The organism is Paenibacillus sp. FSL M8-0228 (genome assembly GCF_038007385.1).
Classification (GTDB): Bacteria; Bacillota; Bacilli; order Paenibacillales; family Paenibacillaceae; genus Paenibacillus; species Paenibacillus polymyxa_D.
Genome location: NZ_JBBOXA010000001.1, coordinates 4,185,826 through 4,210,964, shown reverse-complemented (window position 1 = coordinate 4,210,964; position 25,139 = coordinate 4,185,826). Strand labels below are relative to the sequence as shown.

General features: G+C 45.1%; 25 protein-coding genes. 20 read left to right on the top strand and 5 right to left on the bottom strand.

Annotation, left to right across the window (positions count from 1 at the left end):
• Positions 1 to 52: 52 nt before the first annotated feature.
• The 12 genes from MKY98_RS18815 (at position 53) to MKY98_RS18760 (ending at position 11,309) form a co-directional block, all read left to right on the top strand.
• Positions 53 to 565 carry an RDD family protein gene (locus MKY98_RS18815; protein WP_029515675.1) on the top strand — a complete coding sequence of 171 codons (513 nt, stop codon included), beginning with the start codon at positions 53 to 55 and terminating at the stop codon, positions 563 to 565.
• A gap of 68 nt (positions 566 to 633) precedes the next feature.
• On the top strand, positions 634 to 1,212 hold the full coding sequence (locus MKY98_RS18810) for an RDD family protein (protein WP_029515674.1): 579 nt from the start codon (positions 634 to 636) through the stop codon (positions 1,210 to 1,212).
• A gap of 107 nt (positions 1,213 to 1,319) precedes the next feature.
• Complete coding sequence (locus tag MKY98_RS18805; protein ID WP_069012496.1) at positions 1,320 to 2,096, top strand: DNA and RNA helicase; 777 nt, start codon at positions 1,320 to 1,322, stop codon at positions 2,094 to 2,096.
• A gap of 25 nt (positions 2,097 to 2,121) precedes the next feature.
• Positions 2,122 to 2,721, top strand: a complete 600-nt coding sequence (locus MKY98_RS18800; RefSeq protein ID WP_039272935.1) for a hypothetical protein — start codon at positions 2,122 to 2,124, stop codon at positions 2,719 to 2,721.
• Positions 2,718 to 4,130, top strand: a complete 1,413-nt coding sequence (locus MKY98_RS18795; RefSeq protein ID WP_069012497.1) for a contractile injection system protein, VgrG/Pvc8 family — start codon at positions 2,718 to 2,720, stop codon at positions 4,128 to 4,130. Before MKY98_RS18800 ends, MKY98_RS18795 begins: the two co-directional genes overlap by 4 nt.
• Positions 4,127 to 4,774, top strand: coding sequence for a hypothetical protein (locus MKY98_RS18790; RefSeq protein WP_069012498.1), 648 nt, complete (start codon positions 4,127 to 4,129; stop codon positions 4,772 to 4,774). The genes MKY98_RS18795 and MKY98_RS18790 overlap by 4 nt, the downstream gene beginning before the upstream one ends.
• Positions 4,756 to 5,280: a hypothetical protein gene (locus tag MKY98_RS18785; RefSeq protein WP_069012499.1), complete on the top strand. Its 525-nt coding sequence runs from the start codon at positions 4,756 to 4,758 to the stop codon at positions 5,278 to 5,280. The genes MKY98_RS18790 and MKY98_RS18785 overlap by 19 nt, the downstream gene beginning before the upstream one ends.
• A gap of 15 nt (positions 5,281 to 5,295) precedes the next feature.
• On the top strand, positions 5,296 to 5,688 hold the full coding sequence (locus tag MKY98_RS18780) for a DUF4280 domain-containing protein (protein ID WP_069012500.1): 393 nt from the start codon (positions 5,296 to 5,298) through the stop codon (positions 5,686 to 5,688).
• A 20-nt stretch (positions 5,689 to 5,708) separates the two neighbouring features.
• Complete coding sequence (locus MKY98_RS18775) at positions 5,709 to 8,435, top strand: hypothetical protein (RefSeq protein ID WP_245231610.1); 2,727 nt, start codon at positions 5,709 to 5,711, stop codon at positions 8,433 to 8,435.
• 10 nt (positions 8,436 to 8,445) lie between these two features.
• On the top strand, positions 8,446 to 8,934 hold the full coding sequence (locus tag MKY98_RS18770; RefSeq protein ID WP_069012501.1) for a hypothetical protein: 489 nt from the start codon (positions 8,446 to 8,448) through the stop codon (positions 8,932 to 8,934).
• 56 nt (positions 8,935 to 8,990) lie between these two features.
• Positions 8,991 to 9,611: a suppressor of fused domain protein gene (locus MKY98_RS18765; protein ID WP_051718019.1), complete on the top strand. Its 621-nt coding sequence runs from the start codon at positions 8,991 to 8,993 to the stop codon at positions 9,609 to 9,611.
• 765 nt (positions 9,612 to 10,376) lie between these two features.
• On the top strand, positions 10,377 to 11,309 hold the full coding sequence (locus MKY98_RS18760; RefSeq protein WP_069012502.1) for a DUF2167 domain-containing protein: 933 nt from the start codon (positions 10,377 to 10,379) through the stop codon (positions 11,307 to 11,309).
• 170 nt (positions 11,310 to 11,479) lie between these two features.
• Here MKY98_RS18760 and MKY98_RS18755 read toward each other — a convergent pair whose 3' ends face one another.
• Complete coding sequence (locus MKY98_RS18755) at positions 11,480 to 12,511, bottom strand: PocR ligand-binding domain-containing protein (protein WP_069012503.1); 1,032 nt, start codon at positions 12,509 to 12,511, stop codon at positions 11,480 to 11,482.
• A 188-nt stretch (positions 12,512 to 12,699) separates the two neighbouring features.
• On the opposite strand from MKY98_RS18755, the gene MKY98_RS18750 reads away from it, so the two are divergent.
• From MKY98_RS18750 to MKY98_RS18735, 4 genes are all read left to right on the top strand, one after another.
• Positions 12,700 to 13,833 carry a glycerol dehydrogenase gene (locus MKY98_RS18750; RefSeq protein ID WP_069012504.1) on the top strand — a complete coding sequence of 378 codons (1,134 nt, stop codon included), beginning with the start codon at positions 12,700 to 12,702 and terminating at the stop codon, positions 13,831 to 13,833.
• A 1-nt stretch (position 13,834) separates the two neighbouring features.
• Entirely contained in the window at positions 13,835 to 15,595 is a 1,761-nt protein-coding gene (dhaK, locus tag MKY98_RS18745) for a dihydroxyacetone kinase subunit DhaK (protein ID WP_069012505.1), read from the top strand.
• A gap of 228 nt (positions 15,596 to 15,823) precedes the next feature.
• Positions 15,824 to 16,075 carry a hypothetical protein gene (locus MKY98_RS18740; protein ID WP_039273050.1) on the top strand — a complete coding sequence of 84 codons (252 nt, stop codon included), beginning with the start codon at positions 15,824 to 15,826 and terminating at the stop codon, positions 16,073 to 16,075.
• 404 nt (positions 16,076 to 16,479) lie between these two features.
• Entirely contained in the window at positions 16,480 to 18,093 is a 1,614-nt protein-coding gene (locus MKY98_RS18735) for a cellulase family glycosylhydrolase (RefSeq protein ID WP_069012506.1), read from the top strand.
• Positions 18,094 to 18,424: 331 nt separating this feature from the next.
• Here MKY98_RS18735 and MKY98_RS18730 read toward each other — a convergent pair whose 3' ends face one another.
• Positions 18,425 to 19,429 (bottom strand): LLM class flavin-dependent oxidoreductase, encoded by a 1,005-nt coding sequence (locus tag MKY98_RS18730; RefSeq protein WP_069012507.1) that lies wholly within the window; start codon positions 19,427 to 19,429, stop codon positions 18,425 to 18,427.
• A gap of 151 nt (positions 19,430 to 19,580) precedes the next feature.
• On the opposite strand from MKY98_RS18730, the gene MKY98_RS18725 reads away from it, so the two are divergent.
• On the top strand, positions 19,581 to 19,904 hold the full coding sequence (locus MKY98_RS18725; protein WP_029515655.1) for a DUF3817 domain-containing protein: 324 nt from the start codon (positions 19,581 to 19,583) through the stop codon (positions 19,902 to 19,904).
• 130 nt (positions 19,905 to 20,034) lie between these two features.
• Here MKY98_RS18725 and MKY98_RS18720 read toward each other — a convergent pair whose 3' ends face one another.
• Complete coding sequence (locus MKY98_RS18720; RefSeq protein ID WP_069012508.1) at positions 20,035 to 20,985, bottom strand: acetylxylan esterase; 951 nt, start codon at positions 20,983 to 20,985, stop codon at positions 20,035 to 20,037.
• A 36-nt stretch (positions 20,986 to 21,021) separates the two neighbouring features.
• A complete protein-coding gene (locus MKY98_RS18715) occupies positions 21,022 to 21,285 on the bottom strand; it encodes a YkgJ family cysteine cluster protein (protein ID WP_238437904.1) in 264 nt (87 codons plus the stop codon).
• 297 nt (positions 21,286 to 21,582) lie between these two features.
• Between MKY98_RS18715 and MKY98_RS18710 the strand changes: the two genes are divergently transcribed.
• Complete coding sequence (locus MKY98_RS18710; protein WP_013311445.1) at positions 21,583 to 21,840, top strand: GlsB/YeaQ/YmgE family stress response membrane protein; 258 nt, start codon at positions 21,583 to 21,585, stop codon at positions 21,838 to 21,840.
• A 118-nt stretch (positions 21,841 to 21,958) separates the two neighbouring features.
• On the opposite strand, the gene MKY98_RS18705 is transcribed toward MKY98_RS18710, so the two are convergent.
• Positions 21,959 to 23,260: an MFS transporter gene (locus MKY98_RS18705; protein WP_069012509.1), complete on the bottom strand. Its 1,302-nt coding sequence runs from the start codon at positions 23,258 to 23,260 to the stop codon at positions 21,959 to 21,961.
• 279 nt (positions 23,261 to 23,539) lie between these two features.
• Between MKY98_RS18705 and MKY98_RS18700 the strand changes: the two genes are divergently transcribed.
• Both MKY98_RS18700 and MKY98_RS18695 read left to right on the top strand, forming a co-directional pair.
• Complete coding sequence (locus MKY98_RS18700) at positions 23,540 to 24,391, top strand: amino acid ABC transporter substrate-binding protein (RefSeq protein ID WP_069012543.1); 852 nt, start codon at positions 23,540 to 23,542, stop codon at positions 24,389 to 24,391.
• A 73-nt stretch (positions 24,392 to 24,464) separates the two neighbouring features.
• Complete coding sequence (locus MKY98_RS18695; RefSeq protein WP_069012510.1) at positions 24,465 to 25,133, top strand: amino acid ABC transporter permease; 669 nt, start codon at positions 24,465 to 24,467, stop codon at positions 25,131 to 25,133.
• The last annotated feature ends 6 nt before the right edge of the window (positions 25,134 to 25,139 follow it).

The window sequence follows — 25,139 nt, the reverse complement described above, 5'->3', positions numbered from 1 at the left end:
GTTTTGCAAAATGCTGAAATTAGAAAAGTACACAACACTTGGAGGGGATAACGTGCTGTATGCAGGTTTTTGGAAACGAACTTTGGCTTATATCATCGATGGCCTTATTCTATGGTTTGTATTTTTAATATTTGGATTGATCTGGATGGTAATTCGGACCTTAGGGGATTGGGTACCGTCTCCGGCAGAAAGCTCTTTGCTCTCAGACGGATCGTCTTCTATTGTTACCATGAAAGTAATAGGACAGACCTTGCTGAATTGGGGAGCTATATGGCTATATTATGCGCTTATGGAATCATCGAAATGCAAAGCCACGGTGGGCAAGCTGGCTCTCGGCATCGTTGTAGTAGATGAGTTTAATCACAAGCTCAGCTTTGGACGTGCTAGTGCCCGCTACTGGAGTAAGCTTCTATCAGTCATCATTTTGTTCGCCGGCTTTATTATGGCAGCCTTTACGGCGAGAAAACAGGCTCTCCACGATCTGATTGCCCGTACCTACGTTGTGGACAAACGCGAGCTGAATTATATCCTTCGTGAGCAGGCTGGGCGCGGAGCTGGAATGTAACATTTAGGTTGGCACACAGATTCAAAGATTCTGATGAACAGCAGGCTTTAAACAGGAGGAGCAGTAGGATGTACGCTGGTTTTTGGAAAAGATTTTTAGCCCATTTGCTAGATTATACTATTTTATTTGTGACTATTCGTTTGATTGATACGTTGCCGTTTGTGACGATAGGGTTTGTCTCTGCGTTCGTAAAAATGCCGAATTTTTCGGAGTTTGTTTCACACTTAGACGATGTGTCGGTGAGAATTTTGGGAGCTATTATTATTTTTGGCCCTCTTTTATTGGATTGGCTTTACCACACCATCATGGAATCATCAAAATGCAGAGGAACGGTCGGCAAGCTGGCTGCGGGGATTGTCGTTGCGGATGAAAATAATGAAAAAATATCTTTCGGACGGGCCAACGCCCGCTACTGGGGTAAAATCATTAGCTTAGTCACTATATTTGTAGGCTATATCATGGCAGCTTTCACTGAAAAAAAGCAGGCGTTGCATGACAAAATCGCTCGTACCTATGTGGTGAACAAAAATTGGCTGGACTACTCTGAGTATATTAAGCAAAATCCATCGCTGACAGAGATGCCTGTCCCGGCTCCTGCACCCGGTGTGAATCGGTTGTCCGTTCCCTTGAATAAAGAAGAGCAGTAATGACGTCGCAGAGCGACCCGGCTGGCGCATAACGTTGCTACGCAATGTCATTACTGAGGTGCCGGGCGACACTTGTGCCGAAATCGGCACGGAGAGGAGGAAACCACATGTTAACCCATATCGTGCCGAAGTTCGAGAAAGGCCGTATTCTCAAAACCGAGATGCTAGAGAACCTGCGGGACTACCCCCGCAGCTTTCTCGATATCCGGTATCAGGATTATTCGGATGGCATCATTACAGGAATGAACGTAACTGTCGGGGAGTACACGCTAACCATTGGTAGAGGCATCGTGAAGCACAAGGGTAGATTGTATCTGCTGGAGCAGGAGCAGGAAGTGTCGTATGCGGCCACAGGGCGGCTGTCGGTGTTGAAGCTGCTCTTTTTGGAACAAACAGATCGCCCGGATTTCACAGCCCATCATGCAGATATCGTGCTGGAGGATGAGGCAGAAATCGGTCTGGATGAGATGGAGCTGGGCCGATTCAAGCTCAAAGAGGGAGCCGTGCTTCGCTCGGATTATCAGGATTTTGCCGACATGGCAACGGAATTCAATACATGGAGTGATATCCATGCTCCTTTTGCGGGTTTGAAGCAGAGTACATTGCGCCCGGAGACGATGCGCTACTTCGCATCCGAGCTGCTTAAAAGTGGTGCATCAGATCCGATGGATTGTATGTTTGCGTTGATGTGCCTGAACTCGGAAGTTGTAGACAGGGAATCCATTCAGCATTACATCGCAAACCGAAATGGTGCGGAATACAGAGATTATTCTCATGCTCAGTTGCATAGACAGCTAGTTCTTATTCTGGAAGGCGCCGGACGTGGAAAACGAACAGCAGGCCGTTGGCAGGGCGGCGGAGCCGGACGGATGATTGTGGATTAGAAAATCAGGTAGAGGAGTGTGCATTATGAAATATGAGGATGAAAAGATTTTGGATCAGCTCCGTGAGATGGAGAAGCTGAAGAGGCCTAACAATATTTTAGCAGGACCCATAATCATTGACGGTCAATCCTATGTGTTTGAAGAGCGGTCTTTCTTTAAGGATCGGCTGAAAATGCATGTCCCCTCTATCTTTAGTCCAATGCCCAAGCATTTGCAAAAGATTAAATATCCTCATGAGCAACGTCCAGAAATGATTTTGACGAATGATTTGGGCAGTGTGGATGTTACCCTGAATCGGGTGGACCAGACGCTACAAGATGAATGGGTGGAACAGCTCACTTCTGGCATGAAGGCAATGATGAAAAATATGAATCCTGCCCATGTATTTTATGAAGAAAAAATAGAAGAGGTACATGGTAAGCAGATTGGCTATTTTGACTTTAAAAGTCCTGCGCTGGACCAGCCCATCTACCACAATATGTTTTACTTTGAGCTGGAAGGAAAGACGGTCATGGGAACATTTTGTTGTCCGTATAAGCAGTATGCTGAATGGCGGGATGTCGCCCTACAGATGATACGCACCATTCAAACGGTTGACGAGGCAGAAAAGGAGGGATATGAATGAGTAACCCCATTTACACCACGGCAGATGTACAAGTGGCCCCTTATCAGTTTCAGCGTGTATTAAGTATCCATCTCATTAAACAGTTAAACGAACATGTGAGCTTCTGCATACGTGGAATTGTTTCGGAGGACAAGCTGGATCAATACGTAGAAAAAGCAGATGAAGATGAGCACATCGAAGTCTTCTTAAAAAGTGAAGGCAAGGAGATCCGGTTTTTTCAGGGAATCGTCACGAATATTGCTGTAAAAGCTGTAAACGGAGTACGCGAGCTTACGATTGAGGCTAGCAGTGAAACCTTAATGATGGACATTCGCCCTAAACGTCGTTCATTCCAAAAAACAGGAGAGTCGTATAACAAACTGTTTTCGCATGTTACAAGTTCATATACTGATGCAGAAGTGATTGATGAGGCTTCTCATAGCGCAGCTATCGGTGAATTATTAGTGCAATATAATGAAACGGACTGGGCCTTTGTCAAAAGAATTGCTTCTCGGCTACATGCTGCTTTAATTCCAATTACGATGCAACAAGGACTGAAATATGTGATTGGTGTCCCCCATTCTAGTGCCCCTCAATCGCTGAACGAACATAACTATTCCATAAAAAAAGACTTGAAGGAGCACAAGCTCATGTCCCGTAACGGACTGCCGGAATATGGCGAGTCTAACAGCTTGAGCTATGAAGTGACCAGCAACAAAGTGCTAGAACTCGGTAGTTCCGTCATTTTTCACAAAAGAACGCTTTACATAGCCAAGGCGGAAACGACCACAGAAGGAAATCTGATCGTGAATCGTTACATTTTACGTGATGAACATGGGTTAAAATGCCCAACTGTCTATGCCTATGATCTGTCAGGAGCCTCTCTGTTTGGCAAGGTGATTGATATTTCCAAAGAGAAAGTAAAAATCAAGCTGGAAATTGATCAAGGCTCGAGTGCATCCGGGGCTATGTGGTTTCCCTATTCTACGGTTTATTCTTCTCCTGATGGCAGCGGCTGGTATGTTATGCCGGAAGCAGGGGATCAAATCCGTCTGTACTTTCCGGATGAACGGGAGCAGCATGCTTTTGCCGCCAGTTCTGTCGATCTTGCCTCCTCTGATCCTGTTAAAAGAAGTGATCCTGCGGTTAAAAGTATCAGCACCAAATACGGCAAACAAGTCGTTTTCAAGCCTGGTGCAGTAGAAATTATCAACAGTGGGCAAATGCTCATGCGTCTCACGGATGAAGGCGGGATCGAAATTAATAGTAACAAAAAAATAACCCTGTCTGCTCAGGAAGATATCCAAATTACAGGGGGAGCGAAAATTATTATGGAGGGGAAAGAAGGCGTAAGTTTTATTCAATCCGGAGCCAAACTCGACATCATGGACGATGTGAGATTAACCGGGGGTAAGGTGAACATTGAATGAAGCTCATGGATCGGGATGCTGCGTTGCAGGATTTGCTGGAAAAGCACGTATTTACGGAATGGATACATGATTTGGCTCTTATTGAAAACAACTTTCTGACGCGCCAGCAAGCCATTGAAGACGAGCTTATAGCAGCTCTAGAGTCGCTATGCCAGCTCGCTACCCTTCAGCACGAGCAAGGTCGTAAGGGGGATATTCGATATATTTATATCTCCTTGCTCAGAACTCGTGTTGCGAAAAATAAAGCGGTTTATCGTCTAGATGCCTATGATGAAAATTGGTTTCTGGATGAGACTGAATGCGCTGTGGAATGGTCGGCAGACTTTGTTTTCGAGCCTCTGTTCAATCGTATGACTAAGCTGGAAAAGCTTAAATCAGATTATGCCCGTAAGATCTCGACGATGGATATTGAACAAATTCAACAAATTGAGGCGGTCAAATACCATCTGCTCACTGTAGAGTTCTTGAAAAGCCAGATGCCAGTTTTTATAGCTTCCCCTTCGTTAGAAAGGATGCCAAAAGCAAATGTATGCACGATATTTGCTGGAGAGTATCGAGATGATAGCGAAATATTGTGCCGTTTTACGCGTAGTGAGGGAGCTGAGACACGAAAGGAGGAATCTTTATGGATTATTTCCTCTTAAAACAGGATGTGCGGTATACCCATGTTCCTGCGCTACAAAAGGTGATGGAAACGATTGATCCGTGGAAGCTGTATGATTTGCAGCCGGAGGATATTGTCAAGCCATTGATGTTTCACGTGAAGGCAGATGCAGAAAGTATTTTTATTGATTATCTAGAAAGTCCCATCCCACTCATTTCAGATGCTTTAAAACGCCTTGTCCAGGCCTATGTGCCGGAGATGCCTATGAAATTAACGATACTTACTCAGATCGAACAGAGGATACAGAAGAATTACTATATTCCTTTTGTGGAGCGGCTTGCAGCAGTACATCCAGAAAGCGAATGGAATTTAGATCAAAGTGTGCTTAGAAAGCTGGTATTACGTGCAGATGCTATTCGGGGCCACAAGATATTTACAATCCAGGAGAGTGCTATCCCGATGATCATCGTCCGTTTGGACATTGCAGAAAGTATACTGCGGCGTGATTATACCGGGATCGCTTTGGAGCAAATTCAGGTGAAATAGGGAGGGAAAGGGCACATGTCAGACAATGAGTATTATGTCGTACGGGGGGCTTGTATGCGTTGCACTTGCGGGACCCATCCTCGAAAGATCAATTTGCCGAACAGCCACGGGGCTTATGTTAACGGTAAACCCATGATGAATGAAGGAGATTATTCTCCTGAGAATGTCCCTCATTTTGGAATTTGTACCAGTCCAGAACAGCCGAGTGCCGAGACTATATATCTGATCGCCGAAGATGGATCCACAATCTCAGGGAAGCCATGCCTACCAATGCTGACGGATAAGTGGAAAAACACAAAAGAACCGACAAAGGTGGAAGGCCAGCCAGCCTTGACGACCTCTTCATTTCAGAGTTGTTTATATCATGGATTTATCGAATTTCATACGAATGGCCAGCAGGAGGAGTAGCTGGAAGGGAGGTTTGAAACATGATAGGATATGATCAGATTCGAATAGATTCCCCCTACCCCATTCAGGTCTTAAAGGATGTTCAGATCGAGTGGAAGCCGGGTGAGCATGGGCGTATTACACTCACAGGCATTTGTAAGGAGTCGAGTCATGCCACGGCTGCGCTGGATGCGACCTCAGAGGATCAGCTACATGTGTATGCGCAGAATGGACAAGAGGAAATCAGCTTGTTTAAGGGTGTCGTCCATACGGTAGAAGTTGAGAACCATAATGGAGTGTATACACTTACACTGGAAGGAATCAGTGGCTCATTTGAGCTGGATATTGTCAAAAGAAAGCGGTCTTTTCCTGAGGAGAAACACACATATAAACAGTTAGTGAATAAGCTTGCTCAAGGCTATGAGCGAAGTGATGTCTTGTACCAGACTGGAGAGCAGTCGGTAGGCGAAGCCATTTTACAGTATGATGAAACCGACTGGGAGTTTATGAAACGGATGGCGAGCCGTTTACATACAGTGGTGGTCAGCGACATATGGGAGTCCGCATCGCCGAAGCTGTATTTCGGCATGCCTGCTGGCACCCAGCGAACAATTCGGAAGGATACGCCATATACGGCAAGTAAGGATTTAAAGGGCTATCAGCGGGCAGGCGGAAAGTCAGCCGGGCTACATGATACCGACTTTTTCAAATACGAGATTGAAAGCGGAGAACGGTATGCTCTTGGAGACGAGGTGCAATTTCGCCAGAAAATAATGATTGTAACTGAATTGCGAAGCCGCATGGAAAAGGGGCATTTGCTATTCAGTTATGTGTTGGCCCGCGCAGAGGGCATTCGCAGTGATTTCATCCCCAATCCCAAAACAATCGGAATTTCTCTGGAAGGAGAGGTCATTGCGGTACGGGGAGAGGAAGTGAAGCTGCGGCTGGCGATTGATAAGGATGATGGGGTATCCGAGCCGCATTGGTATCCGTTCGCTCCCCCAACGGGAAGTGCGATGTACAGTATGCCGAAGGTGGGAACACAGGCAAGCCTGTACTTTCCAGATGCGTCTGGTTCCAGAGCAATGATTTTGGGTGCGGTTCGTACAAATGGAGACGGTTGCGCGAAAACGAGTAATCCTAATGATCGATATTTTGGAACGGAGCATGGAAGTGAGCTGAAAATGGCACCGGGTCGCATCCATATCATGGGTGATCCGGGTGGGACATTGCAGATGAGTCTGGACGATGCTACTGGGATTGAATTAACTAGTCCCAAGAAGTTATCGTTAGAAGCAGAGCAAGAAATCATTCTGAATACGCCGAAGAAAATCATTATTGATGGAACCAGCCAGGTCATGGCGTATCAAACGGGAGGAAGCACGGGGCTTTCGGTAGAAAACGAATACCACGTGTTGGGAGGAAACGTCTGGGCGGACGGTAGCGACCGAACTGCATACCCGCCGTTTGATGATGAACCGAAGGAAGGCGAGCCACCTCCACCGCCGCCACCCCCTGAACCGTTTAACTGGGGCAAGCTGGGGATGAATATTTTGGGCGGTTTGGCAGTTGTGGGAGCCGTAGCCGTGGTAGCAGCCATTACGGTAGCGACGCTTGGAGCGGGTACGGTGGTCATTGCAGCGGTAGCCGGAGGAGCGCTGCTGGCGGGTGGCTTGGGTGTAGCAAGCTTGGCCGCATCAGATATCGCCCGAGGGGAAGTGAGCGACTTCAGCGACTATGCCCTGACCGGCTTGAAGGAATCGGGAATCGGGGCGGTATCTGGAGCAATCTTTGGCCCTCTCGGTGTAGGGGGAACCTTACTGAGGAAAGCAGCGATCGGCGGTGTCACAAATGCCGCGGAAAATCTAGCGAGTCAGGTGCTGAGTGGTGAAAAGATCAACTGGGGCTCAGTAGCAAAGGACGCGGGATTGGGTTTTGTCACCGTAGGCGTACTGGATTCCAAAGTAGGCAAGGCCATTGGCGGATTCGCTGAAAAAGTAGGCAGCAAAGTTACACCGCAATGGATTAGCAAAGGTGTAGATGCAGTCGGGGCAGGCTTTGGCAAAGCTGTAACCAAGCTGGAGCAGGCCGGCAGTAAACTGGGACAGAAGTTCAATGAGCAGCTGAGTAAAATGGCAGACGGCCTCAGCCCCGGGAAGTTGGCCACAGCCAACGGAGCGCCAGTTCCGCACGTTAATAAGATGGACAGCGGACCACTTCCACAGACGGATGTGCAGAAGAATTACAACAAGGTCATGAAGGAAATGGAAGAGAACGCGGCGAAAAAGGTTGAGGGAACAGTAGGAAGTAAAGAAAAAGTAACTGTTAAGAAGTATGGTGAGTGGAAATATGATAAATCTGGGAAGCAAAAGCATCACCTTAATCAAGATGCTGCATTTAAAAAAGATGGGAATGGCAAACAGGTAATCCCGTCAGATGAAGGATATACTATCGAATTAGAGGGCAATGCATTTAAGGATGTTGGTTCACCACATTTTATGGCACATAAAACTATGGAAGAATTTTTTAATAGATATAGAAAAGGGGATAAAATAGGTTTAATTCCTACAAATGCTGAATATAACGTAGCATTATATAAATCGTTGAGAAAGGCCGGATTAACCGAAAAACAAACCTTAGATGTAGTGGAGAAAGCTAGAAGCCAACGGTTAAAATATGGTTTACAAGATGATGATCCAATACCAAAAATACCAGGACAAATAAATTCTATATATAAATATTTATTTCAAAAAATAAAACTAAACTGAGGGGAAGAAAATGAACGAAGTAAAGGATTTTTACGATAATACAATATCTAAAATTGACTTTTTCAGTAACTGTGGGGATGCTATTAATGCTACACTCAATGTTAATGTTACGCAAATACGTAACTGGGTTGATGTTGAAAAAAAAGTTAATTCTACTTGGGATAATGTTAGACTCCAAATAAGAAATCAACTAACTTCGACTCTACATGAGAATTGGCGAGAAGAATACAGACAGTGGAATAATATTACTATGGAGGCTAAATTATTACTTAAGGATGGAGTCCTTAAAAATATTTCTACTTTTATAGAAAGAAATAAATTAAACAATTGTATATATGAGAGCGTTGAGTGGGATTTGCTTACTGCAATGATGGAATATGCCTATAGCACGTATGTAAAACCAGGCTTTCATACAGAATTGTTGGAAATATATAATTCAGGACATATACCTTGTGGTTGGAAAGGGAAGTGGCCTCAAGGAAGCCTATTGGTATTCTAACAGCCTATGGGAGGACTTCAATACAAAGAGATTGCTTATAAGAGGAAGTGATAATATTGGATATAAATAATCAATTATTAGAACATTATAAGAAATACATTGGTGAGCCAGATTTAATAAATATAGAGACCGTTTCAGAAAGTCTAAATATAAACTTAATCATTTTTCGAGCAAACGACCAAAGAGACTTTCATACTATTATAACGTCAGGAATGAGCTTATTACCTGCACAAGTTTCAGAAGATAATAAAGATTGGGAATATACAGAACTTATCATGTATCTTCCGGCATCATGGCCTGTGGCTAAAGAGGATATTAAAGATTTTAAAGATTATTGGCCATTTGGTTGGCTAAGAAAACTTGGCAAGTTCCCGCATGAAAGAAACACATGGTTTTGTTATGGAGACACTATACCTAATGGGGATCCTCCAGAACCAATTGCAAATGACAATAATTTCACTTGTATGCTATTATTACCTCCTATTCGTGAAGATGAAGGATTTAGCTCGTTAATGTTAAGTAAAGATAAAACAATACAATTTTTAGTTGTTTGTCCAATATATCAGGAAGAAATGGAATTTCAACTATCAAAAGGTTTTGGTGCTCTTCTTGAAAAGTTTGATGAATACAACGTAAATGATATTGTTGAAGTTAATAGATTAAATGCATGTAAATAAAGATATTAATAGCTAATTAAAAGAGCGAGAATAACAGATTGTAAAAAGAATTCACACAATTAATTGGCCCCAAAATTATAATTTATCTTAAAAAACTTATTTCACTCGAACATGAGAGGAATAAGTTTTTTTCTCGTAGAGAATAACCAGTTGTGCGCTATGGTGACACTATAAAGTATTGGTGAATAGTCCCTAGTCTCCAAAACAAGCAGTGAACTCTTAGAAGGCTACTCAATTATTAGCTTATTTCTAATTAAATCGACTCTATGAAAGCCTATACATTCTTTTAAATAAAAAAGTTGACATATGTCTAAAAACAGGCAAAAAGTCACTAAGACTAAAGTCTCTTGTTAGATGAATTATGCATTCCTTAATCTGATGAAATTCGACATTTTTTATGCTAGATGGATTGTTCGAAATTAAGCTAGAAGTCAATGGGGTTGTCGTATCAAGGAATAAGCCTCTTTTAGGAATTCATAAGTAGGAAACTGGAACGGAGAAGTAGTGCTATTGCGCAATTGTGCTTGTCCTTTATGAGGTTTTCTTATCGCTTATTCACATGTTATAAATTCAGTTCGATTAGATTAGAATATTTGCATACATATGTATAAAAATGAGTATTAAGTCTCGGAAACTCCCTTTGCTACTGTGAATTGACAAAATATGAAGCAGTGGCTAATATGGTTGGGGACACGGGAGATATTGGAATTTATAAAGGGGTAATGAGTTTTGAACAAGAGACTAGATAACAGATGTAGTAACAAAATGAAATGGGGCCAAACGATTTTTGGAGCGCTGTTGGCGCTTAGTCTGGTGTTACTCAGTGGGGGTAACGCGTGGGCCTCATCTAATGAACAATTAAATTGGATTGAGGGCGGCCGAAAGGTAGACTTGGGAAAAATGGCTGCGGTTGAACTGGACTCATCTCTTCTTTTCTTGGATGCAGCTAACACAGCAAAGGCAAACGAGATGAATCATGACAAGCCATCTGGTAAGGAGATTGGGAGTATATTTCCGAAAGATGAAAATCAAAATTGGGAAGTTGTTTTTGAATACGATGAACTTGGACACATCAAGGATGATGAAAAAGAAGATATCGATGCGGATGCCATTCTAGATAGTTATAAAAAGGGGACGGAAGAGAGTAATAAGGAAAAAGCGGAAAGTGATCGCTTGTATGTTACGGGCTGGGATGTCGAGCCTTTTTATAATGAAGCGACCCATAATCTAACCTGGTCTATGTTGGCGGAGGATGGGAACAAGGAAAAGCTGATCAATTATAATGTTCGCTTGCTCACTCGTCAGGGTTATATCTCTGCAATATTAGTGTCCGATCCTGCGCATTTGGACGCAGATAAGAAGTTTTTGAATGAGAACATATTACCCAAGCTGACAGTCAAATCAGGTGAGCGGTACGAGGATTTTAATGCTTCAACGGACAAAATTTCCGAATACGGCCTAACCGGGTTGATTTTGGGAGGAGCAGGCTTGGCAGTAGCTAAAAAAGTAGGCTTGTTGGCATTACTCATTGCTTTTTTTAAGGGCGCGGGAATTAAGGTTATCCTACTTATTGGTGCTGCTTGTGCAGGTGTGTTTGGCGTGATAGGCAAGTTTTTTGCCAAATTATTTCGCAAGAAAAAATCGGAATCCATGCACAATGAAACGAACGCCCAGGATCAGTCAGAAACACTACAGTAAAGATAAAAAACACTCCATAAAATTGCTGATAAAAAGGAGATGGTGTTGAGCGTAAAACACAATCTCAGGTAGCCTGAGAAGCACAAGCTGGATACGTAATTTGAGCAGAACAATATGAACAGATGATCATGGTGACGTTAGACCCGTGAATCATCTGTTTTTCATTTGTTTTATCCCTTGTAATACTTTCGGTACACCGCGGGCGTTGTTCCTTCATACTTTTTGAATATTTTAATGAAATACCCCGGCTCATTAAAGCCGAGCTCGCTACTGATCTGAGATACAGGAATATCTGTAGCTTCGAGCAACTGCTTCGCCCATTTAATCTTCAGGCGGGAAAGATAGCTGGAAAAGTTCTCACCCGTTTCCTTGGCAAACAGCCGACTAAAATAGCTTGGGCTAATGTGGCACAAGTCAGCCATGGCTTTCAAAGAAAAAGTTTCACCCTTGTGCTCAAAGATATATTCGAAGGCGGGTTTGAGTACGGGATTTCCGCACGAAATATCCACATCTCCTGAGGAATTCAGATAGGCATTTGCTAAGAAATTATTCATTTCTTTCTTAAGGTTTTCAATATGCTCCAGCGAGTAGCCAGGAAGGATCTCGGACAACTGCGGAGTGGACTGTGTGGCCGACGCCTTCTCGAACATTTCTGCGAGAAGATTTTTGTTCATCGCTTCTTCAACAATATAATTACACAGTAAGGATAACATGTTGGAGATCGTCTGAATTTTCTGATAGGTCATGGAGGGCAGATCGGCGTAGTCGTTCTTAAGTTCCTCCCATTTGGAACTGTACAGTTTTTCATTTTTTGACGTGAGGATTTGCTCCAGCTGTAGGGCACTCGAAGGATCGGCTAAGCGGACCTGACCTGCCATGACGGCGCCAATGTACTTATCGTCAATAATGATCGGTACCGCGATGTCGACGATGTCATAATGACAGAGATAAATATAAGGTTTGTTGGAACGTACCGCTTCAAGTCCACCGCGAGAGTCACATTTTTGGCAGTAGGGAAGAAGATTCTCATTCTGACGAACCTTCTTGCAGAACGATTGGCATTGGCTGTGGCTAGTTACGGGATTCCCCTTATAATCGACGGTGAGAATGGCTAATTGGGTAACGGATGCTAATGAATCCTGCAACTGCTCCCACTTTTTTAAATCAAAGATTTTCTGGATGCTCAAATGTTCACGTATCAAGATCTCATCCCTTAATAGTAAATTATCTTGTAAGCGATAACAAAAAAGTACAATTCGTGATCCTTAGTGCAAAAAAATACGATTGTAGATTATAATATATTCCTTGATTCCTCCAATGTAAAGTTTACATGGTTCGGTTATAGTTTTAATCAGAACGAAGCCAACACAATCATAAGGAGGAATTATAGATGAGAAAAGCTTTTATCAGCCCAAGCAAATATGTACAAGGTGAAAACGAATTGTTGAATTTGGGTTACTATGTGAGCACCTTCGGCAAATCCGCTTTACTGATTGCGCATCCTGCCGATGTGGCGCGGGTAAAAGATAAACTCGATTCCACTTTGGGTAAATATAACGTGACCTTTATTGAAAGCGGTTTTATGGGTGAGTGTTCCAGACAGGAAGTGTCCAGACTTCAGGAAATTGCTACTGCAAACGGATGCGATTGTATCGTAGGTCTCGGCGGCGGGAAAGCGATCGACGCGGCGAAATGTGTGGCTCAAGGGGAAGCGCTTATCATCTGTCCGACGATTGCTGCGACGGATGCACCGACAAGTCACTCGGCCGTTCTGTACACTCCGGAAGGTGCTTTCGACGATTACGCCTATTTTAAGCAAAGTCCGAGTGTCGTATTAGTCGATACCACCGTAATTGCCAATGCACCAACCCGATTCCTTGTGTCAGGTATGGGTGATGCACTGTCGACTTACTTTGAAGCCCGTGCGACCTCCCGTTCTTACTCCAGGGTCAATGCCGGACTGCCTAACGGAGTACGCGAAGGACAGTGTGCGCCAGCAGTAGGTACAAATGCGGCGATTGCACTTGCAACGCTATGCTATGAAATGCTGTTGAAAGACGGTGCCAAAGCAAAAGCGGCATGTGATGAAAACCAGGTTACGCAAGCACTCGAGAATATCATTGAAACTAATATTTTACTCTCAGGCCTCGGCTTCGAGAGCGGCGGACTTGCGGCGGCCCATGCGATTCATGATGGACTCACGATTTTGGAAGGCACGCATCATTATTATCATGGAGAGAAAGTTGCGTTCGGCACGATCGCACAGCTGGTGCTCGAAAACGCACCGACGGAAGAATTACATCAGGTACTTGATTTCTGTTTAGCCGTCGGTTTACCGGTTTGCTTGGCTGATATCGGCGTCGATCATATCAGCCAGGAAGAACTTATGGAAGTAGCTGCAAAGGCCTGCATTTTGGAGGAATCGATTCATTCCATGCCGTTTCCGGTCACAGTGGAGCAGGTTGCAGCGGCAATCGCTGCGGCCAACCGTATCGGGAGCCAGTACAAAGCGGAGGTAAAGTAGCATGAAAAAGGTCATCAACCGTGCGGAAAATTTGGTCCTTGAGATGTGCAGTGGTATTGCGCTCGCGCATCCTGAGTTGGAATTTCTGCCAAAATACAAAGTGCTCAAGAAAAAGGAATTGAACGCGGAGAAAGTAACGCTCATCAGCGGCGGTGGCAGCGGGCATGAACCCGCCCACGCCGGCTTCGTTGGCCAAGGGATGCTCGATGCCGCGGTCTGCGGTGATGTCTTCGCCTCTCCCTCACAAATTCAAGTATATCAGGCCATCCGAGCGACGACCGGGAAAAAAGGTGCGCTGCTGATTATCAAAAATTACAGCGGCGATATTATGAACTTTAGAAACGGCGCCCATCTGGCCACTGAAGACGGTCTGGAAGTGGACTATGTAAAGGTTGAGGACGACATCGCGGTAGAAGACAGCCTATATACAGTCGGACGGCGCGGAGTGGCGGGAACGGTACTCGTCCACAAGATCGCGGGTGCAGCGGCGGAAGAGGGCCGGAGTCTGGCGGAAGTTAAAGCAGTAGCCGAGAAAGCCGCTGCGAATGTACGCAGTATCGGATTCGCATTGACTTCGTGTACCGTGCCGGCGAAGGGCACGCCAACATTAGAGCTCGGGCATGATGAAATCGAGTACGGTGTTGGCATTCACGGCGAGCCTGGGACCAGCCGCGAGAAGCTGACGGATGCAGATACGCTGGCAGCCAGAATGGTAACCGATCTCCTTCGAGACATGCAGATCGAAACTGGATTCAGCGGAGAAATCGCCCTGTTGATCAATGGTTTCGGCGGTACGCCTCTGCAAGAACTGTACCTCTTCAACCATTCGGTCACTCGCGAACTAGCAGCGAAGGGGGTCAAGATTGATCGTACTTTTGTCAACAATTATATGACGAGTATCGATATGGCAGGTATCTCGGTTTCCATCATGAAGCTGGACAAGGAACTGAAAACGCTCCTCTCTCATGAAAGCAACGCGCCTGCGTTCAAGGTGGCTGGACCTGTTGATCATGTCGTATTCACGGATATTTCAACTGTAGCAGACGAAAAGCGGCAAGTATCCTTTGAGGTAGAAACGGACCCTGCCTTCGCAGTTATTGAAAACAACAAAATTACGTTGAACAATCTTACCTACCTAGTCGATAAGATGAGTGAGGTTATCATCAAGAATGAGGTACCTTTCTGCGATCTTGACGCTCATGCAGGCGACGGCGACTTTGGCATGAGCGTTGCTAAGGGATTTCGTCAGCTGAAACGGGAATGGAGAGACATCCTGAATCAAGACTCTTTGACGATGGGAGCCTTTCTTCATTCATGCTCGCTCGTCATCATGGAATACTGCGGTGGCGCTTCGGGTCCGATCTGGGGCTCAGCATTTCGCGCAGCGGCACGATCTGCTGGCGAACGAACCGAACTCACCGTTTCCGAATTCGCAGATATGATGCAGGCTGCGGTGCAAGGCATACAATCAACAGGCGAACGTTCTTTCGGCAGAGGAGCCGTTGTTGGCGATAAAACACTTATAGATGCATTAGTGCCATGTGCAGATAGCTGGTTGGAGAGCGCAAAATTAGATTTTGACGTGAAGACAGCCTTTGTAAGTGGTGCTCAAGCCGCTGTATTAGGGGCCAAAAAGACGGAAGACATCGTGGCGCGTATGGGCCGTGCCGGAACGGTAGGAGAGAGAAGCCTTGGTTATCCAGACGCGGGGGCTTATGCGCTTGGCGTGATTTTTACGGAGCTTGCTGATTGTTTGAACTGATTTTCTATAAATCCAAAATTACTGGCACGAACACTTCGTTTAGATTTCCATTCCTGCCCGTACCACTCGCTAATTCTTAAAAATTCAAGGTTTGTTCATTGCAATTGATGTGCATTAGGTTTATAATTTCAGACGGATTCAACGGGCTTATCCCGGAATCCATGGGAGTTCATCCCATCTGAGCTAGCTTACTGCATGCTCAAATATGAATTAAGCGAGGGATTTACAATGAAAACCTGCTGCACCATCCAAGTTGACGAAGACAGTTTAGTTATTGATTTGCCAGAAGAAGGAACCACGCTAGAGTCCCTGCTCGGTGATATTGAGAGCTGTGGAGGTAGTGAAGAACCTTGGCTACAACTTATTGACAAGGTAATAGGTAACTCATCTGAGACTGTACTGACAGAGCAAGCGACGGATGGCGGCGATATGAAGAAAGATCAGACGACCAAAGAACCTCAAGCAACTGCTCAGGGGTAATAGGGAGATCATACGTTAAGACGATATTTGTAACATTATTCGATCACATATAAGATCATCTATAAGACTGCTACCGAGCCAAGGCACGGGAAGCGGTCTTTTTTTATTAAAATAACTAAAATTCTCCGAATTTTGCAATTAGTAAATGAGTCTTTTGTCCCTTTAGTACTCCATAGTAGCCAACCAAGTAGAACACATCCCAAAACCGTGACTTCCTGTTCATTTTCTATCATAAAGTCGAAATGTAACATGGAACTAACTATAATAGTAGTATCATCCATATACAGGTAAGTGACATCGATGTTTGGACCTGATCCTCTTGTTGTATAAAGGAGGGGGTAAAAGAGCAGAGAACAACGTACTGATAAGTCTCATCTACTTTATAAAAAGGAAGGAATGTGTAAATGATGAATGGGCAATGGATCCTGTCAAGGATCGCAAAAAGAGTAGCGGTGATGCTAACAGCAGTATTACTATTAACGTTAACGAACGGATTCAACTGGAATACGCAAACAGCAGAGGCTGCTGGGACGACACCTGTGGAACGTTACGGACAACTTTCAGTAAAGAATGGTAAATTGGTGGATAAAAACGGTAAACCTGTGCAACTCAAAGGTATTAGCTCTCACGGCGTCCAATGGTTTGGGGATCTGGTAAATCAGGACTCTATGAAATGGCTACGGGACGATTGGGGCATTTCCGTATTTCGGGTTGCACTGTACACTGAAGAAGGTGGTTATATCGCCAATCCTTCTTTGAAAAATAAAGTGAAAGAAGCGATTGAGGTAGCACAGAAACTGGGCTTGTACGTCATTATCGACTGGCACATTCTTTCAGATGGCGATCCGAACATTCATAAAAATGAAGCCAAAGCTTTCTTTAATGAATTTTCAACTCAGTACGGCCATTTACCTAACGTAATCTATGAACTTGCCAATGAGCCGAATGGAAATGTGAACTGGAACAATCAAATCCGACCTTATGCGTCTGAGGTATCTCAGGTTATTCGCGCTAAGGACCCGGACAATATTATTATTGTAGGAACAGGCACATGGAGTCAGGATGTACATGATGCAGCAGACCATCCACTTCCAGACAAGAATACAATGTATACCGTACATTTCTATGCGGGTACGCATGGACAATTCTTGCGCGATCGGGTCGATTATGCACTGAACAAAGGCGTGGGCATATTTGCTACCGAGTGGGGTACAAGCGATGCTTCGGGTAACGGTGGTCCGTTCCTGAATGAATCCAAAGTATGGACTGATTTTCTGGCTAGCCGTGGAATCAGTTGGACTAACTGGTCGCTGTCAGATAAAAATGAGACCTCTGCTGCGCTGATGTCTGGTGCTGACCGTAAGGGCGGATGGCCTGATTCACAATTGTCCGCTTCTGGAAAATTCGTAAAACAGGCGATTCTGGAAGGCTCCAGCAACATTGGTGGAGGCGGAAACAACGGTGGGGATAACGGCGGAGATGGCAACACTGGCGGTAATAACGGTGGTGGCAACAACGGCGGCGATAACGACAACGGAGGAAGTACACCAGGCAGTAACGATCAAGGAATTGTGCTACAGTATCGCACCGGTGACACAAATGCCAAGGATAACGCAATCCGTCCTGAATTTAATATCAAAAATACAGGGAAAACAGCTGTGAAGTTGAGCGATCTAAAAATTCGCTACTATTACACAGATGAAAGCAAACAAGCTCAGCAGTTTTTTGTAGACTGGGCCAGGATTGGCAATGAGAAGGTAAAAGCAACTTTTGTAACATTGCCGAATCCAAAGGCCAAGGCTGATAAATATGTGGAGATTTCTTTCACAGATGGAGCCGGAACGATTCAGCCCGGTGGGGAAAGCGGAGAAATTCAACCCCGTATTCATGCTGCAAATTGGAGCAATTTTGATGAGACCAACGATTACTCCTATGGTGCTACCCAAAAAGCATTTGCAGACTGGGACCATGGCACTGTATATCAGCAGGGTAAGCTGGTTTGGGGTATAGAACCTTAGGAACCTTAGAATTTAACCGTTATTAACTTTATCGGAATGAGTAAAGAATGGGACTTTTGGGTGCAATTTTTCCAAGGTTTGGAGTATAGAATATGCGCCTTTGGTATATACGAACTGGAACTTTAGGAGGTAACAACTGGAACTTTAGTTTCGATGTGTATACTACCAAAGTACCATATGGTGTTAGACTTTTGTAGTGCTTGAATTACTTCCATAGTGTAGATGGGTTGGTTCCAATGAACCCTTCTCTACGACAAACCCCCGCTGTTGCCATTATAGGCTGGCGGGGGTTTTTTATGTTTCTGAAGCTCAGCCTCCGTTCAACGGCTGTCTATACCAAATCAAAAGCTTTGGCCAGCAGACGGTAGGACTGAACACGTTTATCAAAGTCATGAATGGATGAAACGACCAGTAACTCATCGGTACGATACTGCTCAGCCAGTCTTAGTAGCTGTTCCTTACACTGTTCAGGGGTACCAACAACACGCCATGCTGCGGACTGACGCAGCCGCTCACGATCCAACTCTGTGTATGGATAGGACATTGCTGTTTTCACCGACGGAAGAGAACTCATTTCTTTACCTTGCATGAGCAAAAGGAAATACAAACTAGCACTGGACGCCAGCTGCTCAGCTTCTTCTTCGGTTTCAGCGCAGGCCACCGTAACTGCCGCCATGGAATGGGGCTTATCACCCAGGATCGAAGGCTGAAATTGCTCGTGGTAACGTGCAGTAGCTTCTACACCGCCTGGAGTCCCGAAAAATTGGGCAAAGGCATAGGAGGCCCCCATCATCGCGGCCAATCGGGCGCTCTCTCCGCTGGAGCCGAGCAACCATAATTCAGGAACGGTCGATATCATCGGGGAGGCATGAAGACCGGCAAACCGATGATTGTCAGGCACCGAATCATGGAAGTAGTCGATTAAATCGAGAATCTGCTGTGGATATTGTTCGACAGATTGGTACTTGCCTTCCTGCAGGGCGCGAGTAGCAAGCGGTAAACCGCCGGGAGCCCGTCCTATTCCCAGGTCGATACGTCCTGGATGGAGTGCCTCCAGCAAACGGAAGTTTTCGGCGACTTTATACGCGCTATAGTGTGGCAGCATAATACCGCCTGAACCCACACGAATGCGTGATGTGTGAGCAGTCAAATGCGCAATCAGCACCTCAGGGCTGGAATGCGCTAGTGTTTTGGAAGCATGATGTTCGGATACCCAATAACGGCTGTACCCCAGTTGGTCAGCTTCGCGGGCTAAATCTGTTGTATTGGATAATGCATCCTGAGCAGTACCGCCTTCAGGAATATGAGACTGGTCCAGTATACCCAGTTTAAGCATTTATAATCACCTCTTACACAACTCTATCAGACACAACTCACTAGGTCAAAATTCAAAATGGATAGGTTGGAGTTTGGGGACCTTTTCGTTATAATAAAGGATGTGTAAAGGATGAGAGTACATCCTTGCTAATGGAGAGGGGATTGAAATTGTGTTAAGAACACCTTTAGGGCGTGTCCGACTCATGCTCTGGATTCAAGCTATAGCTTATTTGGCGATACTATTCACCCACCAGCCGCTGCAAGCAGCGGGCATGGCCCAGGCGGTTATGGTGATTGGTAACATATACCGGGTGAGCTTTTTGTTGCTCCTCGTTGCTTTGATCTATGGGAAAACAGCACTGCATTGGTCTATACGGCGGCCTCTTTTTATTATGTTTGCCTCCTTCATTCCGTTTGGTCTGATGATTATGGATTTTGTTTGGGTGCGAAAATGGACAGGGGATTCGGCAGCAGAACAGCGAGCTGCATCGTAATCTTAGAAGTTTTGTTTTGTGTGAGTTGTCGAGGAGTTTGTCTGGCGTAAGCGGGACTGGCCCCGATGCAGCAGAAAAGAACATTACGCAGGTTGATGCGTGGTGTTCTTTTTTTTGTGCACCGGAGGAATTATGAAAAATGCTGCACTAAAAATTCAACTGTTTTACGTCTTTGAAAGCCTTCAACCCAATGTCCGGTAAACGGATAAATTTCAATCGTTTTCGGTGATTCAATACGGTTATAAGCGGCGAAAATCGTCTCTGGCATACACACAGTATCCTTGAACCCTACCGATACCATGATCGGGATACGAATACGATGAGCAAGATTCATCACGTCAAAATAACTTAATGTATGTAGCACCTGCTCCAAATGCTCCGGAAATCGGTTAGCAAATTCAGCTGCTTCCGTCAGCGAACTGGTAGAATTCATCATACCAAAATCCATATGACACATATTGGGGATATCCGCTACTGTAATAGCAGCTTTATCGCTGAGCGCAGCCACCATTAATGAAAGTCCGCCGCCCTGACTGGCGCCACTGATTGCGATTTTAGCCGAATCGACATCCGACTGCTCCGCTACCCAATCTACGGCTCTAAGGGCATCAGTTGTAATCGTTTTGTAGTAGCAGGTATCTTTGTCCAATATTCCTTTCGTTACCCAGCCTTTAACCGTACCATGAGCATCACCCAGACGGTCTCCCGTTTCTCCACCTTGACCACGTACATCTACTGCCAATACAGCAAAGCCAAGCATAAGCCAGGAGGAATAATCTTCAGGATAGCCTTTTCCGCCTGTATAGCCATGAAACAGAACGATACATGGCAGCTTTTGATCTCCGGCAAATCGGGGGCGTACATACCAGGCATGCAGAGGCGTATCATCGACACCCTCAAAAGTAACCCGGTAGGCAAGAATATGAGGATATGGCGTTTCTACGAGAGTTTTGAACGCATGTACAGGTTTGGCGTGGACTTCTTCCAGTGTTTTGGCCCAGAATAAATCTATATCCTTCGGGGCGGTAAGATCGGGTCGATATTGCTTCAATTCGGCAATTCTTTTTTCAATAACGTTCATAATCAAAATTCTCCTTCATATAGAATGAACTTCTCCTTAAGTTTTACCCGGTAAAGTTGACTCCTCTAGCTCTCTCAGTAGCTGATATGCTCTTTCATTAGTGCTTCCGCACGTATCCTCATCAGCATGGAACCCACTGCATACAACTGGGCGCTCAGGTTTGCCAAACAATCGGCAACGGTAATCGGAAGTTAGCTGAGGGCAAGGAACACCAGCTGGTTTTCCATCTGGCATGCCGGGAATAGGGGAAGAAATCGTAATGGCAATGCAGCACGCGGCACATCCTACTCGACACTCCAGTTGGGGTCACTCCTTAATAATCTGTTATTTTTGTAACTTATGCATGAAGTGACATTGATGAAGCCATAATGTGAGGATGGCACAAAAAAAGCAGGAATACAAGGATAAACGCATATGAGACACACTTTTCACACAAGGGGTATAAATAGTCGTAGAGGCACGTAAGATGGTATCAAGTCCCTAAATCAGTGTTCCATACTGTGGTAATATTAACCAATCGTCTTTTGTGTGTTCAAAAGGAGTTCGAGTGGTTAATAATAGAACACAACGATAAAAACTTAAACGAGGTGACGCAAAATGAGTTGGTTATGGGCATTGATTGTTGGTGGTATTATTGGTTGGTTGGCAGGAATTATTGCAGGTCGTGATGTTCCGGGTGGCGTGATAGGTAACATCATCGCTGGTTTTATCGGCGCATGGTTGGGTAGCTTGATTCTGGGAAACTGGGGTCCTGAAATCGGATCATTCTACATCGTTCCTGCATTAATTGGTGCGATTGTGCTGGTCGTGATTGTAAGCTTGATCTTCCGTTCCGTTGGACGGACTAGAGGCTAACTTTACGAATCATTGAATAGACTAGCCCCTATGGGGCACAAGGCTAAAATGGAAAGAAGCTGCTTCCGCAAGGTTCGCAAATGAACCTGTGGGAGCAGCTTTTTTTTGAGGAAAAGTCCTATTGAAAACGCCTGATATGAGGAACACTCAGAACGCCTAGCACGATACACATGCCGATGGTTGCAAACATACCCATGGTGAACATACCACCAAGCTTATCCGCCACAGCACCTACTGCCAGATAGCCGACAGGGAGCAGGGCAAAGGAAAACATTAGATCCAGACTAGCTACACGTCCAAAAGACTCGGCTGGGACTAATTCCTGAAGGCTCGTCTCCCAGATAATCGCAAATATCATAATGCCAAACCCTTCGAGCATCATGCTCATAATCAGTCCTGGCATCCAAGTGACTACAGACAACAGTAGTAAAGCAAGACCGCTGACAAAAGCTCCTAAGTAAGCGAGCAGGCCACGATGCTTCCAATGCTTGCGTGATCCATACACAAAGGCCCCCAACATGGCGCCAATACCGCTACTTGCCATCGCAATGCCATATACGACTGGATTGTAGCCATGATGAACCTTGAACAGCCATGGAATGAGTACAGCGATAATGCCTGAATAACAAATATTAATGAATGAAAAGGCAAGAATCGTAATCCATAGCCAAGGATGGCTTTTGAGAATGGTAAAGCCTGCGATAAAATCCTTGAGAAAATGCTGTCCCCCCTGATCTTGCTGTTCTGGATCTACCTGACCTTTGCCGATGATGGAGGCCAAATGAGCGCTCAGCATCCAAAAACAGGCAAAAGATATCAGATAAGCGATAGAATCCAGCCCAAAGCCCACACCCGGTGAGGAAAAAGATACAATGAAGCCTCCTAACGGAGGACCAAGTAGACGGACGGCTTGTATACTAATCTGGCTAAGCGCGTTGGCTGCATTGCGTATGTCCGGTGTGAACACCTGTGCACGTAAGGCAGAATAAGCGGGATTAAAGATACCGTCCATCAATCCGTATAACGCTAGGCCAACGAATAGAAACGGCAATTTCATCCCGCCCGTAAACATCAGCACGGCCGCAATGAACATCAGCCCAAACCGGGCGATATTCGTAAACAGAAGGAGACGGATTCGGTCAATTCTGTCCACAATCATTCCTGCGAAAGGCAGAATAAGTACATTAGGCAGCATATAAACCGTCATCGCCAGTCCCATGATAGTAGTCGAGCCTGTTAGGGAATAGATAACCAGTGGCAAAATGACTGTGGTGACTGAGCTCCCCAACATTGCGATCCAATGTCCAAGCCACAACAAGGTGAACGCTTTGGATTGTTTTAAGGGTGAAGTGAAAGTAGCCCAGGCCGAGGGACTGCCTTCAGGTGAAGTAGAGGATAAGGTTGAATTCTGGGTATCCATGATCACACTCCGGTACATATTTCTAAATTGCATATTAAAACCTATTATACGAAATCTCCAACGTGAGGGTACAGAAAAAGTTGCTGTGAGGGGAGTTATAATGAATAACCTGCCAATGAAAGAGTCAACCTAGAATAACTTTAGGCCACAAAAATATATAACTTACCTTTTTCATAGGGATTATTGGATAAAAGCATTGACGCGTGAAAATGAATGATGTACTATTCAATGACCAGCCGCGTGCTAGGTTATCAAGAAAAGGGAAAGAGTGTGGATACCATGAAAAAATTTAGTTTTTTGCCGATTGTACTCATCGTGATGGCATTGCTGGTTTCGGCCTGCGGGAACAACGATAAAGGCGCCAGTACCAATAATGCATCTACCGGAGAAAACGGATCTAATAATGGAAAAGCAGATACCACTGCTACAGCTACTCTTGAATCTGTAAAAGCAAGCGGCAAGCTAAGAATTGGCACGGAAGGCACCTATGCTCCGTTTACCTACCATGATGCTGCTGGTAAACTGACGGGCTTCGATGTCGATATTGCGACTGAAGTGAGCAAACGCCTGGGTGTACAACCGGAGTTTATCGAGACGCAATGGGACGGCATATTCGCAGGGTTGAACTCCAAGCGGTTTGACACAGTGTTCAATGAAGTATCCATTACAGACGAGCGCAAGCAAAAATATGATTTTTCCGATCCGTACATTGTCTCCAAGGCAGTTCTGATCGTAAGCGAAGACAATACAGACATCCATAGATTTGCTGATCTAAAAGGGAAAAAGTCCGGGCAATCCCTGACCAGCAACCTGACTCAAATCGCGAAAAGCAACGGTGCGGAAATTGTGGCAACAGAGGGATTCAACCAAGCCATTGACCTCCTCACTTCCAAACGGGTGGATGCGACCGTCAATGATGGATTATCCTATCTCGATCTGAAAAAGCAAAAGCCAGACGCACCCATCAAAAAGGTGGACGAATCTCCAGATGCTTCACACAGCGCAGCTGTATTCAATAAAGGCAGCGAAGATTTGATCAAGGAAGTAAACAAAGCGTTGGCTGATATGAAGGCTGACGGTACGTATCTGAAAATTTCCGAGAAATATTTTGGAGCCGACGTATCCAAATAATAAATGAAGACCAAACGTTCGCCAAGGCGAACCGAATCTTCTCAAACCTATCTTTTCAAAGGATGTCTGTACAATGGATGATCGCCAAATACAAATCATTATGGATTCATTATTGCCTCTGCTAAAAGCAGGGGTTTCTTTTACGATTCCGCTCACGCTTATCTCCTTTGCTCTGGGACTCGTGCTGGCGCTGATTACAGCGTTAGCCCGGCTGTCCAAATGGAGAATACTCAAGCTGATTTTCGGCTTCTATGTATGGGTGATTCGAGGAACTCCGTTGCTGGTGCAATTGTATATTATTTTCTATGGTTTACCTTCCGTAGGTATTACATTGGACCCGTTTATTGCTTCAGTAATCGGTTTTACCCTCAGCGTAGGGGCTTATAGCTCTGAAATTATACGTGCGGCTATCATATCTATTCAGGAAGGCCAATGGGAGGCGGGATACTCCCTGGGGATGACGCGCTGGCAAGTATTGCGACGTATCGTGCTACCGCAAGCATCCCGTGTGTCCATACCTCCGTTGGCTAATTCATTCATCAGCTTGGTGAAGGATACCTCACTGGCTGCGACCATCACCTATGTGGAAATGTTCAGAACGGCTAACCAGATTGTAGCTACCACATACGAACCGCTATTGGTGTATACCGAGGCGGGGGTTATTTATCTGCTGTTTAGCACTATTTTGACTGTGCTGCAAAATTACCTGGAGAAGCGACTAGGCCGTTTTTCCGTCAGATAAAGGAGA

Coding starts and splice junctions, on each gene's coding strand:
- MKY98_RS18730 (WP_069012507.1), bottom strand. CDS start 19,429: ATGCTTAAACTGGGTATACTGGACCAGTCTCATATTCCTGAAGGCGGT.
- MKY98_RS18740 (WP_039273050.1), top strand. CDS start 15,824: ATGAAAACCTGCTGCACCATCCAAGTTGACGAAGACAGTTTAGTTATT.
- MKY98_RS18775 (WP_245231610.1), top strand. CDS start 5,709: ATGATAGGATATGATCAGATTCGAATAGATTCCCCCTACCCCATTCAG.
- MKY98_RS18790 (WP_069012498.1), top strand. CDS start 4,127: ATGAAGCTCATGGATCGGGATGCTGCGTTGCAGGATTTGCTGGAAAAG.
- MKY98_RS18785 (WP_069012499.1), top strand. CDS start 4,756: ATGGATTATTTCCTCTTAAAACAGGATGTGCGGTATACCCATGTTCCT.
- MKY98_RS18810 (WP_029515674.1), top strand. CDS start 634: ATGTACGCTGGTTTTTGGAAAAGATTTTTAGCCCATTTGCTAGATTAT.
- MKY98_RS18750 (WP_069012504.1), top strand. CDS start 12,700: ATGAGAAAAGCTTTTATCAGCCCAAGCAAATATGTACAAGGTGAAAAC.
- MKY98_RS18695 (WP_069012510.1), top strand. CDS start 24,465: ATGGATGATCGCCAAATACAAATCATTATGGATTCATTATTGCCTCTG.
- MKY98_RS18720 (WP_069012508.1), bottom strand. CDS start 20,985: ATGAACGTTATTGAAAAAAGAATTGCCGAATTGAAGCAATATCGACCC.
- MKY98_RS18805 (WP_069012496.1), top strand. CDS start 1,320: ATGTTAACCCATATCGTGCCGAAGTTCGAGAAAGGCCGTATTCTCAAA.
- MKY98_RS18710 (WP_013311445.1), top strand. CDS start 21,583: ATGAGTTGGTTATGGGCATTGATTGTTGGTGGTATTATTGGTTGGTTG.
- MKY98_RS18700 (WP_069012543.1), top strand. CDS start 23,540: ATGAAAAAATTTAGTTTTTTGCCGATTGTACTCATCGTGATGGCATTG.
- MKY98_RS18795 (WP_069012497.1), top strand. CDS start 2,718: ATGAGTAACCCCATTTACACCACGGCAGATGTACAAGTGGCCCCTTAT.
- MKY98_RS18735 (WP_069012506.1), top strand. CDS start 16,480: ATGATGAATGGGCAATGGATCCTGTCAAGGATCGCAAAAAGAGTAGCG.
- MKY98_RS18760 (WP_069012502.1), top strand. CDS start 10,377: ATGAAATGGGGCCAAACGATTTTTGGAGCGCTGTTGGCGCTTAGTCTG.
- MKY98_RS18800 (WP_039272935.1), top strand. CDS start 2,122: ATGAAATATGAGGATGAAAAGATTTTGGATCAGCTCCGTGAGATGGAG.
- MKY98_RS18770 (WP_069012501.1), top strand. CDS start 8,446: ATGAACGAAGTAAAGGATTTTTACGATAATACAATATCTAAAATTGAC.
- dhaK (WP_069012505.1), top strand. CDS start 13,835: ATGAAAAAGGTCATCAACCGTGCGGAAAATTTGGTCCTTGAGATGTGC.
- MKY98_RS18780 (WP_069012500.1), top strand. CDS start 5,296: ATGTCAGACAATGAGTATTATGTCGTACGGGGGGCTTGTATGCGTTGC.
- MKY98_RS18705 (WP_069012509.1), bottom strand. CDS start 23,260: ATGGATACCCAGAATTCAACCTTATCCTCTACTTCACCTGAAGGCAGT.